The organism is Polynucleobacter sp. CS-Odin-A6, assembly GCF_018882095.1.
Taxonomy (GTDB): domain Bacteria; phylum Pseudomonadota; class Gammaproteobacteria; order Burkholderiales; family Burkholderiaceae; genus Polynucleobacter.
The window spans coordinates 429,774-446,508 of sequence record NZ_JACVPD010000002.1; the positions used below are offsets into that span (position 1 = coordinate 429,774).

The window sequence follows — 16,735 nt, forward strand, 5'->3', positions numbered from 1 at the left end:
TAGTCTTTCTAATTCGAGAACATCATCGCGGTTAGCAAGAAATCTAATGCTAAAACCGATAAAGAAGAGATCACCACAGTACGGGTAGTCGCTTGTGAGACCCCTTCAGGGGTTGGCTTTGCCTCATACCCTTGATACAGGGCTATAAAAGTCACAGCCACACCGAATACCAGACTTTTAATTAGGCCATTACCAATATCTGAAAAGAGATCGACCCCACCTTGCATCTGTGACCAGAAAGCACCAGAATCTACGCCAATCAGAGGCACGCCAACAAGGTAGCCACCGAGCACACCAACAGCAGTAAAGATCGTTGCCAAAATCGGCATAGAAATAATCCCCGCCCAAAGACGTGGAGCAATCACCCTACTCAAGGGATCCACTGCCATCATTTCCATGGCGCTCAATTGCTCTCCGGCTTTCATCAAACCAATCTCTGCAGTCAGTGATGTACCGGCACGGCCAGCAAATAACAAAGCAGTAATCACTGGGCCTAATTCCCGTGTCAGTGACAGGGCAACCAATAAACCCAGTGCCTGCTCCGAGCCGTAACGATTCAGAGTGTAATAGCCCTGTAAGCCCAAGACAAAGCCAACAAATAAACCAGATACCGCAATGATCACAAAAGAGTGATTGCCCACAAATAAAATTTGATCAGAAACCAAACGAGGTCTTTTCAATAAAAAACCTGAACGGCAAATAATCGCAGCGAACATCCGCGCAGCAAGCCCAAGACTGGTTAAGTTACGACGAACGAAAAATCCCAGATCGCCGAAGAGACCCGAAGCCTTATTAAGAATGCTCATTTGAGACGCACCCCAAAATCTTCTTCAAGGCTTTGGCCAGGGTAATGGAATGGCACTGGACCATCAGGCGAAGCATCCAAGAATTGACGCACAAACGGATCGGTTGAACGGCTCAACTCTGCTGGAGTGCCCTCTGCACCGATGCGACCATTCGCTATAAAGTAAACATAATCCGCAATCTCAAACGTCTCTTCGACATCATGCGTTACCAATAAGCTGGTAGCACCCAGGGCTTGGTTCAAGTCCCGAATCAAGCGCGCAGTAATACCCAGAGAAATGGGATCAAGACCAGCAAATGGCTCGTCATACATGATCAAGGGTGGGTCAAGCGCAATCGCTCTTGCCAATGCAACACGACGTGCCATGCCGCCAGAAATTTGTGAGGGCATTAAATCCCGTGCTCCACGCAAGCCAACTGCATTGAGTTTCATTAGCACTAAAGAACGTAATAGCTCTTCAGTGAGATTGGTGTGTTCACGTAAGGGGAATGCCACATTTTCGAAAACGCTCAGGTCAGTAAAGAGTGCGCCGAACTGAAAGAGCATACCCATGCGACGACGGGCGATCATGAGTTGCGCACCATTCATCTTGCCAATGTCTTGCCCTTCAAAAAGGACTTGGCCTGATTGGGCAGTAAATTGACCACCTATTAATCTGAGAATAGTAGTCTTGCCACAACCAGAGCTACCCATCACGGCAACGACCTGACCACGGCGGAACCTCATATTGAGTCCCGATAAAATTTGTCGCTCGCCCGGGGCATAGGAAAAGTTGACGTCTTTAATCTCAACGACAACTTCGCCATTAGAGCCACTAACGGTTTTTTGTTTTTCTTCCAATGAGTGGGAGCGGCTGGTGTTCATATCCTCGATATTATCGCGGCAGAACAGATGACCCCATTAAATACTCATCTACTGCCTGGGCGGCTTGACGACCCTCACGAATAGCCCAAACCACCAAGGATTGGCCACGACGCATATCACCTGCAGCAAATACCTTGGGAACGTTGGTTTGATAGGCATTTTGACCGTCTACAGTGGCTTTTGCGTTACCACGAGCATCTTTTTCAACTCCAAAAGCATTGAGGACCTGAGCCGCAGGAGACACAAATCCCATCGCCAAGAACACCAAATCTGCCTTAATTTCAAATTCAGAGTTGGGCATCTCTGTCATCTTGCCGTCTTTCCACTCTAAACGGACACAGATCAATTTCTCTAATTTGCCGTCTTTACCTTCAAAACGCTTAGTGGCTACAGACCAGTCACGATCACAACCTTCTTCGTGGGATGAGGATGTGCGTAACTTGGTTGGCCAATAAGGCCATACCAAAGGCTTGTTCTCGACTTCTGGTGGCTGGGACATTAATTCAAATTGGGTGACTTTGCTAGCCCCATGACGATTAGAGGTTCCGACGCAATCCGATCCCGTATCACCGCCACCAATAACAACGACATTCTTACCTGCCGCAGAAATCATATTTTTGAAATCGCCTGCGTTTTCTTTGTTCTGAGGAATCAAAAATTCCAAAGCGTAATGAACGCCAGCTAGATCACGGCCAGGCACAGGCAAATCCCGAGGCTGCTCCGATCCACCGCTAATGACAACGGCATCAAAGTCTTTCATCAACTGATCAGGCGATACCGTTTTTGTGGAGTAATTGATTACTTCAGCACCAATCGCTTCTTTACCAACAAATACACCCGTCTCAAATTTCACGCCTTCAGCTTGCATTTGCTCAACACGGCGATCGATCAACCACTTTTCCATTTTAAAATCCGGAATGCCGTAGCGGAGCAATCCGCCAACACGATCATTCTTTTCAAATACAGTAACGTCATGACCAACGCGGGCCAATTGCTGCGCAGTCGCCATACCAGCAGGGCCACCACCAACGACAGCTACTTTTTTACCCGTTTTAGATTTAGGCGGCTGAGGCTTAACCCAACCATTTTCCCAGCCCTTATCAATAATGGCATGCTCAATCGACTTAATGCCAACCGCTTCACTATTGATCGCCAAGGTACAAGCAGACTCGCAAGGTGCCGGACAAATACGGCCCGTAAACTCAGGGAAATTATTGGTAGATTGCAAAACATCTAATGCATTTTTCCAATCATTATGAAACACTAAATCATTGAAATCGGGAATGATGTTATTCACTGGGCAACCGCTATTACAAAACGGAATGCCACAATCCATACAGCGCGCACCCTGTATCTTCGCCTCATCATCTGTCAATGCGGCAACGAACTCTTTGTAGTGATGCAGGCGTTTAACGGGAGCTTCGTAAGTTTCATCTACGCGCTCAAACTCCATAAATCCAGTGACCTTACCCATATCGAATCCTTAGTATCTTTTCTTTATATCTTGATTAATTAAGCAGTGACAGTATTGTTTTGCGTTTTTTCCCACAACTCACCTAAAGCCCGTTTGTATTCAGTAGGTAACACTTTCACAAAACGACCGCGGGCATTTTCCCAATCAGCTAAGAGTGTTTTGGCACGCTCTGAACCGGTATGACGGAAATGACGCTCAATCAAACCTTTCAAAATTTGCTCATCTGTCATGCGCTCACCACCATCCTTCACATCAACTGGGGCGTGCCACGCGGACTGAGGCATCTTGGCGATCTGCTCGGCAGAAGGCAGTACCTTTTCTAAAGTAGCCATGCTGGTATTGCAACGTTTCTCAAAGAGGCTATCTTCGTCGTAGACATAGGCGATGCCACCGCTCATACCTGCGGCAAAGTTACGGCCAGTTGCGCCCAAGACCACGACAGTGCCACCAGTCATATATTCACATCCGTGATCACCGGTACCCTCAACGACTGTGGTTGCACCAGAATTACGCACTGCAAAACGCTCGCCAGCAACACCATTGAAGAATGCCTCACCACCGATTGCACCATAGAGCACGGTATTACCGACAATAATGTTCTTTGCTGTATCGCCACGGAACTCATGGGACGCTCGCACAATCACCCGACCACCAGATAAACCTTTACCAACATAGTCGTTAGCATCACCAACTAAATCTAAAGTAACGCCGCGCGCCAAGAAAGCCGCAAAGCTTTGACCAGCAGTACCGTTTAATTGAATATGAATAGTGTCATCCGGCAAACCGGCATGACCATAACGTTGAGCGATTTCTCCGGAGAGCATTGCGCCAACGGTACGGTTCACGTTTTTCACTGGAACGATGAAGGAAACTTTCTCGCCGCGTTGTAATGCAGGCTCACTCTTCTCAATCAGAATGTTATCTAAGGCGCTGCCTAAGCCATGTTCTTGAGTCAGGATTTGATAGCGTGGAACATCTTTCGCTACCGCTGGCTCAGCAAAAATCTTACTGAAATCTAAGCCATGGACTTTCCAATTCTCAATACCTTTACGGGTATCCAAGAGATCAACACGACCAATTAAATCATCAAACTTCCGAATGCCGAGTTGAGCCATAATCTCGCGTACTTCTTCAGCAACGAAGAAGAAGAAGTTCACAACATGTTCCGGTTTGCCAGAGAACTTCTTACGCAATGCGGGATCTTGAGTAGCAACGCCGACTGGACAGGTATTCAAATGACACTTACGCATCATGATGCAACCTTCTACGACTAATGGCGCTGTAGCAAAACCAAATTCATCTGCGCCTAACAAAGCGCCAATCACAACGTCGCGACCCGTTTTCATTTGGCCATCTGCTTGAACACGGATACGACTACGCAAGCCATTGAGCACTAAGGTTTGCTGTGTTTCAGCCAAGCCCAATTCCCATGGGGAACCAGCATGCTTAATAGAAGATAGCGGAGATGCGCCAGTACCACCATCATGACCAGCGATCACCACGTGATCTGCCTTGGCTTTTGCAACGCCAGCAGCAATCGTGCCAACACCCACTTCAGAAACCAACTTCACTGAAACATCAGCCGCTGGATTCACATTCTTCAAATCGTGAATCAATTGCGCAATATCTTCAATGGAATAAATATCGTGATGCGGGGGAGGAGAAATCAAACCGACTCCTGGTACAGAGAAGCGTAATTTACCAATGTAATCAGAAACTTTACCGCCTGGCAATTGACCGCCTTCACCAGGCTTAGCGCCTTGCGCCATCTTGATCTGAATCTGATCAGCAGAACGCAGATATTCAGTGGTGACACCGAAACGGCCTGAAGCAACCTGCTTAATTTTGGAGCGTAAAGAATCACCTTCAAGCAAAGGGATGTCCGCTTCAACCACATCGTCACCCAAAATACTCGCTAAGGTTTCACCCTTCTTAATTGGAATACCTTTGAGTTCATTCACATAGCGATTGGGATCTTCACCACCCTCACCGGTATTGGACTTACCACCTATACGGTTCATAGCAATGGCCAAAGTCGCATGTGCCTCGGTAGAGATAGAACCTAAAGACATCGCGCCCGTTGCGAACCGTTTAACGATCTCTTTTGCGGACTCTACTTCATCCAATGGAATCGCTTGCGCTGGATCAAGCTTAAATTCAAACAAGCCACGCAATGTCATTTGACGCTTGGTTTGGTCATTGATGATGTTTGCATACTCTTTATAGGTTTGGTAGCCCTTATCAGCCCCAATCCGTGTGGAGTGTTGTAACTTCGCAATCGTATCTGGCGTCCACATGTGATTTTCACCCCGAATACGGAAAGCATATTCACCGCCAGCTTCAAGCATATTGCTTAAGACTGGGTCACTACTAAAGGCAGATTGATGCATACGCAATGCTTCTTCCGCTACCTCAAACACACCGATACCACCAACATTAGATGGCGTACCTTTAAAGTAATGATCAATCACTTCTTTATTTAAACCAATGGCTTCGAAAATCTGTGAGCCGGTATAAGACATGTAAGTAGAGATACCCATCTTGGACATTACTTTTTGCAAGCCCTTACCAACTGCTTTAACAAAGTTCTTAACCGCTTTTTCAGCAGATAAATCACCGGATAAACCTTTGGCCATCTCAGCCAGCGTTTCCATTGCTAAATAGGGATGAACTGCTTCAGCACCATACCCAGCTAAGAGTGCAAAGTGATGTGTTTCACGCGCACTACCCGTTTCAACAACCAGGCCAACGCTAGTACGCAAGCCTTTTTCAACTAAGTGCTGATGGATAGCAGAGGTTGCCAATAATGCTGGAATAGCTACATGCTCTTCATCCACCTGACGATCACTCACGATCAAGATGTTGTAGCCGGAGCGAACCGCATCCGCTGCTTCAGCACAGAGAGAAGCTAAGCGTGCCTCAATGCCGGCCTTGCCCCAAGAAGCTGGGTAGCAAATATCCAACTCATATGAGCGGAATTTACCATTCGTGTAGTGACCAATATGACGAATCTTTGTCATATCGTCAAAATCTAAAATCGGCTGATTTACTTCTAAGCGCATCGGTGGGTTGATATTGTTGGTATCTAACAAGTTCGGCTTAGGGCCAATGAAAGACACCAAGGACATCACCATGTTTTCCCGGATGGAATCAATCGGAGGATTGGTGACCTGTGCAAAGAGTTGCTTAAAGTAGTTATAGAGCGGCTTGTTCTTTTCAGATAACACTGCCAATGGGCTGTCGTTACCCATTGATCCAATGGCCTCTTCACCATTCATGGCCATTGGCGCCATGAGGTACTTGATGTCCTCTTGGGTATAACCAAACGCCTGCTGGCGATCTAGTAATTTTGCGGCAGGACGAATGGTATTTTTTTCGTCTACTAAATCTGCTTTACTAGCATCGACCTCATCGAGCTTGACGCGAACTGCATCAATCCAGCTCTTGTAAGGTTTTGCTTTTGAAACAGCATCCTTGAGCTCCATGTCGTCAATAATCCGACCCTGCTCCATATCAATCATGAACATCTTGCCAGGCTGTAAACGCCATTTTTGGACAATCTTGCTTTCGGGAATAGGCAGCACACCTGCCTCCGAACCCATAATGACTAAGTCATCATCAGTAACGTAGTACCTTGCAGGACGCAAGCCATTGCGGTCCAAGGTGGCGCCAATTTGGCGTCCATCGGTGAATGCCATTGCAGCTGGGCCATCCCATGGCTCCATCATTGCAGCGTGATACTCATAAAATGCGCGACGGTTATCGTCCATCATGGTGTGCTGCTCCCAAGCCTCTGGAATCATCATCATCATTGCTTGTGCTAAGGGATAACCTGACATCACCAATAACTCTAAGCAGTTATCAAAACAGGCTGTGTCAGATTGGCCTGGATAAATCAACGGCCATAATTTTTTCAGATCATCACCAAGCACTGGGGAACTGATCGCACCCTCGCGTGCATTCACCCAATTGACGTTACCCTTAACGGTGTTGATCTCACCGTTGTGCGCAATCATGCGGTAAGGGTGAGCCAACTCCCATGCTGGAAAGGTGTTTGTGGAAAAACGTTGATGCACTAATGCCAACGCAGAAATCGTCCGCGGATCTAGTAAGTCTTTGAAGTACGCCCCCACTTGATTTGCTAACAGCAAACCCTTGTAAACGATGGTGCGCGCTGACATCGACGCAACAAAATATTCTTTGCCGTGCTTTAAATGCAAGTCTTGAATGGCGTGACTTGCTGTTTTTCGAATGACATACAACTTGCGCTCTAGCGCATCGGTTGTCATGATGTCGCGCCCACGTCCAATAAAGATCTGACGAATAAATGGCTCCGTCATTTGTACCGTTGGAGACATCGGCAATTTCACATCGATCGGCACATCTCTCCAACCTAAAACTACTTGGCCTTCTAAACGTACTGTGCGCTCCAACTCTTGCTCACAGGCTAAACGGGAAGCATGCTCTTTTGGCAAGAAAATCATGCCAACGCCATACTCCCCATACGGTGGAAGCACGATGCCTTGCTTAGCCATTTCTTCACGATATAAATGGTCAGGAACCTGAATCAAAATACCAGCACCGTCGCCCATGAGTGGATCGGCACCCACTGCGCCTCGGTGATCCAAGTTTTCGAGAATCTTTAATCCCTGTGCCACGATCTCATGGGACTTCTTGCCTTTGATATGTGCGACAAATCCTACTCCGCAAGCATCATGCTCATTTCGTGGATCGTAGAGACCTTGAGCGGTTGGACGAAGATCTGTATTCATTTGTGTAGTCATGGTGTTTGCATGTGCCTTAAGGGCGTTATTACTTTTGGAGGATCAAATATAGGGGAATACCCATATTGATGCAATAGAAATAAAATGAGTCTGTCCCATTTAAATTGGGGTATGACCTCAATAAATTGCTAATAAAGGGACAGAGTCAAGAATTGATTAAGGCGGCGTAAGAAGCTAGATGCTCGGAATTCTATTTAAGCCATTGAATTAATTAGGATTAATTTTCTTGGGCGACCGCGGTAACGAATGAGTGCTTGATCAGGATTGTCTTTAAAAAGCTTTCTGGCATAAATATCGCTTACCCATGGCTTGGATTTAATCAGTGCCTCAGTAATTTGCTGATCCTCCCAATGGGGGGCACCCTCCTTTACAAAACCTGCCCAAGCCATTTGCCGTTCAAAGGGGGTATTACCCAACTTCCAAAAGTGCTGGTGATCCACAAGCCATGGCTCTGCGTTGCCACCGATATGAGAGGCAAAGCTGGTCCAGGAGGAATCCTGAGGGTTGGATTCGAAGCCGGCCCTAACGGGATTGAGCTCTATATAGCGCTGACAGCGTAAAAAATAATCAGGGTCTATTAAAGAGGAACGATATCGCCCCTCCCAAATCGTTCCGGAGCGATGATGTTCTTGATTGAAATACTGAGCATAACGCCGGCCTAAAGATTGCATTGTTTTAGCAAGCGAGTCAATATTCTGCGGAGTAATCAACAGATGGACATGATTCGGCATTAAAGCAAAGGCATGTACAGTGCTGCCAAATTGCTTAGCCGCTTCTCGCAACCAATCTAAATACCTGCGGCGGTCAACATCACTAAAAAATAACTGCTCTCGATTATTGCCTCGAACCATGACATGCATTGCTTGGCCGGGAATAATCGTGCGGGCTTGCCTTGCCATGACTAAAACGAACTATTGCAGCTCGCGTACGCCGCCATTATTTGAAAACTCAGGGATAAACCAATCCCCATCCACTTGATTAACGCCCGCAGGCACTTCTCGCCCAAGTTGTGGTTGATCCCGCAAAGCAATTCCCATATAGGAAATCCACATCGGCAAAGCAAGACCGCCACCAGTTTCACGATCACCTAAGCTGACAGGCTTATCAAATCCAATCCAAGCAATAGCGACAACTTTAGGGTTGTAGCCGGCAAACCAAGCATCATGGGAGTCGTTCGTTGTTCCAGTTTTACCAGCGATGTCATTACGACCCAGTTTTGCTCGCGCACTTCCTGCTGTACCAGTCTTGGTTACTTCCTGCAACATACTGTCCATTACAAACGCAGTTCGAGCATCCAACACTCGAGTAGCATCATCACCCGCATGAGTAGGTTTTGCTTCAAACAAAACTGCCCCTTTCGAATCCGTCATCCTATTGATTAAGAACGGATCCACACGATAGCCGCCGTTAGCAAAAACGCTATAAGCAGAGGCCATTTGCAATGGCGTTACAGAGCCAGCACCCAAGGCCATTGTTAAATAAGGGGGATGTTTTTCAGCCTCGAATCCAAAACGCTGAATGTAGTCTTGTGCATAAGAGGGGCCAATTGCTCGGATGATGCGTACTGAAACCAGGTTCTTTGATTTAGCTAAGGCAGTCCGTAAACGCATCATGCCTTCGTACTTCCCATCATAGTTCTTAGGCTCCCAAGCTTGACTACCTGTTTCCATACTGCCGATAGAGAGCGGCGCATCATTTACCATCGTGCTTGGAGAAAAACCTTTTTCGATTGCCGCAGCATAAACAAATGGCTTGAATGAAGAGCCTGGCTGACGTTGTGCCTGAGTCACATGATTAAATTGATTACGACGAAAATCAAAGCCGCCAACCAATGACAGAATCGCGCCAGTCTCTGTGTTCATAGAAACAAAGGCAGCTTCCACTTGAGGCAATTGTGCCAACTTCCAAATCCCTTCATCCTTCAACAGCCGGACGATTGCTCCAGGGCGTAAGCGTTTTTTTGGCTGCGCACTATCGGTTAAAGAGGCGGCGGCCAGCTTCATGCCCTCACCCTTTAATGTGATCGTATCCCCCGTAGAAATCATCACCTGCATTTCTTTTGGCTTGATCTCGAGAACCACCCCTGATTGCAAATCATCTAACTGTGGGTAGGTTAATAAAGCTTCATCAATTGCACGCTGGCGTTTGATATTTTCTTCCGGGAGCTCAATAAATCCATCAGGGCCCCGATAAGCATGACGCAAGTCATAGTCAAAAATACCCTTACGAACTGCTTTATATGCCGCATCTTGATCGGCTTTTAATATCGTGGTGTATACATCTATTCCCTGAGAATAAATTGCTTCGCCGTATTGTGTGAATAGCAGCTGGCGCACCATCTCAGCGGCAAAATCAGCACGAGTACTAAATTCATTTCCGAGGCCACGAATGCGCAATTCTTCTGCCATTGCAATCTGATACTGCTCTGGGGTGATGTAAGATAAATCACGCATTCGCTGCAAAATATATTCTTGGCGGATTTTTGCCCGACGGAAATTGCTTACTGGGTTATAAGCCGAAGGGGCTTTAGGCAAACCAGCCAACATAGCAGACTCAGCAATCGTGATGTCTTTTAATTCCTTACCGAAATAGATTTGGGCGGCACTAGAAAAACCATACGCTCTTTGACCCAAGAAAATCTGATTCATATAAATTTCAAGAATCTTATCTTTGCTTAACTGAGATTCAATTTCCCATGAAAGCAAAACTTCGTAAATCTTACGACTAAAGGTTTTCTCATTGCTTAAAAAGAAATTGCGGGCTACTTGCATTGTGATCGTTGATGCACCTTGAGATAGATTACCTCTCAAATTAGTGAGGGCGGCCCTAACGATTCCCACATAGTCCACTCCTCCATGGGAGTAAAAACGATCGTCCTCAATGGCTAAGACTGCGTTTCTCATCGTCATTGGGATTTCATTCAGAGGAATGACCTTGCGGCGCTCTTCTCCAAACTCACCAATCAAGACCTTGTCAGCTGTATAGATTCTTAAGGGTGTTTTTGGGTTGTAATCAACTAAAGCTGAAATCTTTGGCAGATTGGGTTTTGCTATCAGAAAGGCATAGCCCAGGAGCAAGGTAAACACCACCGCAAAAACCATGCACATAATCAGCAAGGCTTTTATAAGGGGATTACTGCCTGATGTATTCGCTGGAGAACGCTCCGCTCTATTCTGACCAGGACGTCTATCAGGCTGTCGGTTAAACCGGCGATTTAAAGGCGGCTTGTCTTTTGGGGGTAGAGCCATAGAATCAAATTATAGGGTGCTTGGTCAATTTTCCCGAAAGCGCTAAGGTCCCTGTTTGAAAAACTACGAGGCAGATTTTTCTGACCTTCAATTCTGCCTTATCTGATCGTTTTTCATCGGCCCAGAGCAAACAATATTGCATGCCTCCACGCCATATCTCCCCCCAGTCCTTTGATGACATTCTGAGTGAATTAGGGGACGATCCTGCCATTCCAGATCCACATGGAATTCGTAAGTCCTCGGCCTCACCAAGACCCTCACCTGAGAGCCAGGTGAAGTCAAAATCACCGTCGTTTTCTATTCCCAATATTGGCTTTAGCGAGCTTAAAGCTGCCCCTATTTTGATGATGGGAGCGGTCATCTTTATGCTCACTATCACAATGGTATTTTTTCTCCTTGAGTCCAACAAAGCCAGCTCTGAAGAAGAGCTCAACGTCTTAAAGAGCCAAATATCCACATTAAAAAATGAGCTTGTGATGGCTCAAGATGACTGGCATTCTGAACAAGAGAATCTATATATTGCAATAGACGAAATAGAAGTGAATGTTCACTCTATACAAGTGAAGCCCCCAATATTAGCACCCCAAAATAAGCCAATTACCATCCCACATGAGGCGGAACTGCGTCGTTGGAGATACCTGGGTCTCACTCGAATGGGGGCAACAGAGCAGGCCTTTTTTCACAATGGCAAAACTACGGTGATGGTCGGTAAAGAGGGCTTGGCTTTGGGTGAATGGCGCCTCACTCAAGCAGAAAAGGCGTTGGCCAAACTGACCCATCCCAAAGGCAAATCCATCACCTTGAAGTCGACCAAATCGGAATGAACTTATTGAAAATCCCTCGACAAATCCCTTCTTTTTTGTTCGTCCTATTACTGGTTTTGCTACTAAACACGGCCCGAGGAAATCAACCAGAATTGAGCTCTGCAGGCACTTCAAAAGAAAACCGTATCAGCCTCCAATTTAGCGAGATCGAGGTAACTGAGCTACTGCAGGTATTAGCCAAAATGGGAAGTTCGAACTTTCTCTTGAGTGAATCTATTCAAGGGAAGATCTCAGTCGACCTGAAAGATACACCCTGGACAACTGCCCTCCACTCCATCCTTGCCAGTAGAGGATTGAGACTTGTCAGAAATGGGGATATTTATTGGATCGGTCCCCACGCAGAAATTCAAAGTTTCCAGAAGTTTCGGCGGGAGGATGCTGCCCTACCCTTTGGCGGCGATCATATAAATAGCCCTCGTCAAATCCTTATAGAAGCTCGCATCGTCGAGGCAGATCAACGATTTGCCCGTGAACTCGGTGTCAAGCTGGGATATCAAGCTAATGGCATTGGCAATCATCCAGAGCAAAATGCAAGCGCTAATCTGAACTTTGCAGGCACTGGTTTGGCGGGCTTCAACCCAGCCACCTTAGCCGCGACCTTGGTTTCTAAAAACGCAGCCCGACTCTTGCAAATGGAGCTTTCCGCTTTGGAATCGGATGGTCATGGCAAGATTCTTTCTAATCCCCGCATCATGACCGGTGATCAGGTCAAGGCGACTATTGAACAAGGAACTGAGCTTCCTTACCAGGTGAGCACTCAAAGCGGCAGCAAATTGCAGTTCCGTAAGGCCAATTTACGATTAGAGGTTTTGCCCAAGATTCATCCCGATGGGAAGATTTCCATGTTGGTGAGCATTAATAAAGACACGGTTGGCATGAAAACGGAGCAGGGATATGCAATTGATACCAAAAACCTCAGCTCTGAAGTCACCGTAGAAAATGGGGGCACAGCCATTATCGGCGGTATTTTTCAAACTACTGAACGAGACGATGAGATCAAAGTACCCCTGCTAGGCGATATCCCACTAATTGGGCATTTGTTTCGCCATAAATCTAAATTAGCAGATAAAACTGAACTATTAGTCTTCTTAACTCCTACGGTCCTAGATAAACCCTAATAAAATCAGAGGGTGAACTCCTCATCTAACAATATATTTTTAATTGGCCTCATGGGCGCCGGAAAGTCGACCGTAGGCAAATTGCTTGCTAAAAAGTTAGGTCGTCGCTTTTTGGATGCTGATCATGTCATTGAGGATCGTTGTGGCGTGAAGATCCCCGTCATCTTTGAAATGGAAGGTGAGGATGGATTTAGAAAGCGTGAGGCTTTGGCAATAAAGGATATTACTGCCGAACAAGATGTTATTTTGGCAACCGGTGGTGGTGCCATCCTGCTTCTAGAGAATCGTCAACTTCTCAGCAAAAGAGGCACCGTCATTTATCTTCACGCTAATCCGCTAGAGCTTTGGCATCGCACCAAAGCCAGTGAAAGTAGGCCACTACTCAAAAATGGTGATGCAAAAACGATTTTAGAAAATCTATACGCTATTCGCGACCCCCTTTATCGAGAAATCGCTGACTATGTCATTGAAACTGGGAAGCCCAGCGTCAACCAATTGGTCAACACTTTAATCATGCAGCTTGAACTTTCCGCTTGAACTTATACATGAAAACATTAGAAGTTAATCTAGGCAGCCGCAGTTACCCCATTCATATTGGTACGGATTTAATAGATCAACCAGAACTATTTAGTGCTTTTGAAAAAGCGACCTCAATTTATATCGTTACCAATACTACCGTTGGTCCCTTATATGCAGAGCGTCTCACAAAGACCCTAGAGAAACTGGGTAAGCCTGTTAGAACGATTGTCTTGCCCGATGGGGAGTCATATAAGGACTGGAAAAATCTTCAACTGATTTTTGATGATCTTCTCCAATTTGGCGCGGACCGTCAAACCATGCTGGTAGCACTTGGTGGCGGAGTCATTGGAGATATGACCGGCTTTGCCGCTGCGAGCTTCATGCGCGGCATTCGTTTTGTTCAGGTACCAACAACCCTATTAGCGCAAGTCGACTCTTCCGTTGGCGGAAAAACAGGCATCAACCACCCGCTTGGAAAAAATATGATCGGGGCATTTCACCAGCCAGTAGCCGTGATCGCCGATCTCAATACACTGAAAACCTTACCGGCACGCGAGCTCTCAGCAGGACTGGCAGAAGTGGTGAAGCATGGCGCCATTGCCGATGCTGAGTTCTTAAGTTGGATTGAGGCGAATGCACAGTCTTTATTGGCATGCGATACGACGGCCATGGCGCATGCCGTTCTGCGCTCTTGCGAAATTAAATCCGCGGTAGTATCCGCCGATGAAAGAGAGGGCGGCATTCGTGCCACACTCAATTTTGGACATACTTTTGGACATGCAATTGAAGCGGGTATGGGTTATGGCGAATGGCTCCATGGCGAAGCCGTTGGCTGTGGCATGGTAATGGGTGCAGACTTATCACGACGCCTGAACCTCATTACCCAAGACGAAGTTAATCGTTTGATGCAGATTATTCGATCCATGAATCTGCCAACAGAGCCACCAAAGTTTGGTGCGCCGCGTTATATGGCGCTAATGCAAGTGGATAAAAAAACTGAAGGCGGTCAAATTCGTTACGTCGTTTTGGAAAGAATTGGCAAAGCGCAAATTAAGAGCGTGCCAGATGCCCAAGTTATGGAAACTTTAGCGGCTACTGGCGCGATGTAATGTCTTCTGAGGTCTTATTTTTGAATTAAGCTAATCGTCACTGTTTGGCCAGCCTGAGTGCTAGCAAATTCGGATAAATCACTCAAGATTTCATGCCCTGTTTTGGTATCTAGCCATAGGGGATTAGTTAAAGTGCCAGCCCAACGATAGTGATAACCGCCTGATTTGGCTGCAACCCAGATCTCGTGCAAAGGCGCCTGTGTATTGACTACGATGACACTGCGATCCTTAAACCGAATATTGATGACGTTTCCGCCCTGACGCTCCACATCGAGGTCTAAATCCAGTGCATCATCCGCTGTTTCTAAAGCAACCTCAATCGACTGCAATAAATGACTTCCCAGTTGATAAAATTGCTTATCGTCAATGGTTTCGACGGCTTGATTGTTTGGCTTCATATTGGAGTCCTGCATGCTATATTCAATCATTCGTTTTAGAGACATTCATGATAGCGATTCTTAAAAGTACTCTCGGCATTAGCCTTCTTATATCCCTTGTTGGATGTGGGGTTAGAGGGCCACTATATTTACCAAATGTACCACCAGCTCCTATGCCGCCCAGCGAGCCAGAGCCTAAGGGGAAGCTTTATCCACCCCAAAGCCCTGCTGCAATTAACCCATCCTCGGCCAAGCCATGACAACTAAAGTAATTCCACTCCCCGATTTAGCGGGTTTTAGCGAACGTGATGGTTATTGGTACGCTGAAGAAATTCCTCTTGCAGATTTAGCAAAAGAGTTTGGCACTCCCTTGTATGTTTATAGCAAAAAAGCGTTAACTGAAGCTTATCAAGCTTATGACCGAGCCTGCGTGGATTCCGCCGGCAAACGACGTGCTCGCGTTCACTATGCGATGAAGGCAAATAGTAATTTAGCAATCATCGATTGTTTTAAAAAATTAGGTGCTGGCTTTGATCTAGTTAGCGGCGGTGAATTGGCTCGCGCACTTACAGTGGGTGCAGATCCAAAGAGCTTAGTGTTTGCAGGTGTTGGTAAATCGGCAAACGAAATTACCCAAGCACTACAAGCGGGTGTGAAATGTATCAATGTGGAATCGATCGCTGAGTTGCGCCAAATTAATCGCGTTGCTACTAAACTTCAATGTCGTGCACCAATTTCCTTGCGCGTGAATCCAGATGTCGATGCGCAAACCCATCCCTATATTTCTACCGGATTAAAAGATAATAAATTTGGAATCGCTTATCACGAGGTCTTAAATGCCTATCGTGAAGCTGCACTACTGTCACAAATTGATGTAGTTGGAATTGACTGTCACATTGGTTCCCAGATCACCACCACAGCTCCTTATTTAGATGCACTCGATAAAGTACTGGAATTAGTCGCTCAATTGAAAAAAGAGGGCATAGAAATACATCACCTGGATTTGGGTGGTGGTCTAGGCATCTCTTATGGTGAAGATCATCCGCCCGATATCACAGAGTTCACCAATACCTTGCTGAATAGGGTTGCAGATCGTGGCTTTGGGCATCTGGATGTGGTTTTAGAGCCTGGCAGATCCTTGGTGGGCAATGCTGGCGTGTTGCTGACGCAGGTGGAATACCTGAAGCCTGGTGCCGAGAAAAACTTTTGTATCGTAGATGCAGCCATGACAGAATTAATGCGGCCAGCCCTGTATGAGGCCTATCACGCCATTGTTCCTGTTGAAACTAGAACAGTTAAAAGCACTACCTATGACATCGTGGGTCCAGTATGCGAATCTGGAGACTGGCTAGGAAGAGATCGTACGCTGGCAATCGAAGAAGGCGATCTGCTAGCCATTCTGTCTGCAGGAGCTTATGGTTTTGTGATGGCCTCTAACTACAACACCAGACCGAAACCTGCAGAGATTATGGTTGATGGAAAAAATGCTTTCGTCATTCGTGCTCGTGAAAATATTACCGATCTTTTTGTTAGCGAAAGTATTTTGCCTAGTTAAATACTCAACGTAATATTGAGATGATGTATCAAGCAAGGCAAAAAAAATCCCGCCACTT

The 16,735-nt window shown here is 46.3% G+C and carries 13 protein-coding genes; 6 read left to right on the forward strand and 7 right to left on the reverse strand.

Features of this window, described 5'->3' with window-relative positions:
• Positions 1-8 precede the first annotated feature (8 nt).
• The 6 genes from mlaE to ICN15_RS06910 all read right to left on the reverse strand — a co-directional run bounded on the left by mlaE (position 9) and on the right by ICN15_RS06910 (position 11,175).
• Positions 9-806 carry a lipid asymmetry maintenance ABC transporter permease subunit MlaE gene (gene mlaE / locus ICN15_RS06885; protein ID WP_216201972.1) on the reverse strand — a complete coding sequence of 266 codons (798 nt, stop codon included), beginning with the start codon at positions 804-806 and terminating at the stop codon, positions 9-11.
• A complete protein-coding gene (locus ICN15_RS06890; RefSeq protein WP_255532905.1) occupies positions 803-1,669 on the reverse strand; it encodes an ABC transporter ATP-binding protein in 867 nt (288 codons plus the stop codon). The genes mlaE and ICN15_RS06890 overlap by 4 nt, the downstream gene beginning before the upstream one ends.
• A 10-nt stretch (positions 1,670-1,679) precedes the next feature.
• On the reverse strand, positions 1,680-3,143 hold the full coding sequence (locus tag ICN15_RS06895; RefSeq protein ID WP_216201973.1) for a glutamate synthase subunit beta: 1,464 nt from the start codon (positions 3,141-3,143) through the stop codon (positions 1,680-1,682).
• A 38-nt stretch (positions 3,144-3,181) separates the two neighbouring features.
• Positions 3,182-7,927: a glutamate synthase-related protein gene (locus ICN15_RS06900; protein ID WP_216201974.1), complete on the reverse strand. Its 4,746-nt coding sequence runs from the start codon at positions 7,925-7,927 to the stop codon at positions 3,182-3,184.
• Between the two features lie 194 nt (positions 7,928-8,121).
• Positions 8,122-8,826 (reverse strand): transposase, encoded by a 705-nt coding sequence (locus tag ICN15_RS06905; protein WP_216201975.1) that lies wholly within the window; start codon positions 8,824-8,826, stop codon positions 8,122-8,124.
• Positions 8,827-8,838: 12 nt separating this feature from the next.
• Positions 8,839-11,175, reverse strand: a complete 2,337-nt coding sequence (locus ICN15_RS06910) for a penicillin-binding protein 1A (RefSeq protein ID WP_216201976.1) — start codon at positions 11,173-11,175, stop codon at positions 8,839-8,841.
• Between the two features lie 140 nt (positions 11,176-11,315).
• Between ICN15_RS06910 and ICN15_RS06915 the strand changes: the two genes are divergently transcribed.
• The 4 genes from ICN15_RS06915 to aroB are packed head-to-tail and all read left to right on the forward strand — an operon-like array spanning position 11,316 to position 14,745.
• A complete protein-coding gene (locus tag ICN15_RS06915; RefSeq protein ID WP_216201977.1) occupies positions 11,316-11,999 on the forward strand; it encodes a hypothetical protein in 684 nt (227 codons plus the stop codon).
• On the forward strand, positions 11,996-13,117 hold the full coding sequence (locus ICN15_RS06920; RefSeq protein ID WP_216201978.1) for a secretin and TonB N-terminal domain-containing protein: 1,122 nt from the start codon (positions 11,996-11,998) through the stop codon (positions 13,115-13,117). The genes ICN15_RS06915 and ICN15_RS06920 overlap by 4 nt, the downstream gene beginning before the upstream one ends.
• Positions 13,118-13,129: 12 nt before the next feature.
• Complete coding sequence (locus ICN15_RS06925) at positions 13,130-13,654, forward strand: shikimate kinase (RefSeq protein WP_370625425.1); 525 nt, start codon at positions 13,130-13,132, stop codon at positions 13,652-13,654.
• 8 nt (positions 13,655-13,662) lie between these two features.
• Complete coding sequence (gene aroB / locus ICN15_RS06930; RefSeq protein WP_216201979.1) at positions 13,663-14,745, forward strand: 3-dehydroquinate synthase; 1,083 nt, start codon at positions 13,663-13,665, stop codon at positions 14,743-14,745.
• Between the two features lie 14 nt (positions 14,746-14,759).
• On the opposite strand, the gene cyaY is transcribed toward aroB, so the two are convergent.
• Positions 14,760-15,188: an iron donor protein CyaY gene (gene cyaY, locus ICN15_RS06935; protein WP_255532906.1), complete on the reverse strand. Its 429-nt coding sequence runs from the start codon at positions 15,186-15,188 to the stop codon at positions 14,760-14,762.
• Between the two features lie 2 nt (positions 15,189-15,190).
• Here cyaY and ICN15_RS10970 point away from each other — a divergent pair, with 2 nt between their 5' ends.
• Together ICN15_RS10970 and lysA are read left to right on the forward strand one after the other, a co-directional pair.
• On the forward strand, positions 15,191-15,382 hold the full coding sequence (locus ICN15_RS10970) for a lipoprotein (protein ID WP_223146572.1): 192 nt from the start codon (positions 15,191-15,193) through the stop codon (positions 15,380-15,382).
• Complete coding sequence (lysA, locus tag ICN15_RS06940) at positions 15,379-16,677, forward strand: diaminopimelate decarboxylase (protein ID WP_216201980.1); 1,299 nt, start codon at positions 15,379-15,381, stop codon at positions 16,675-16,677. The genes ICN15_RS10970 and lysA overlap by 4 nt, the downstream gene beginning before the upstream one ends.
• Positions 16,678-16,735 lie beyond the last annotated feature (58 nt).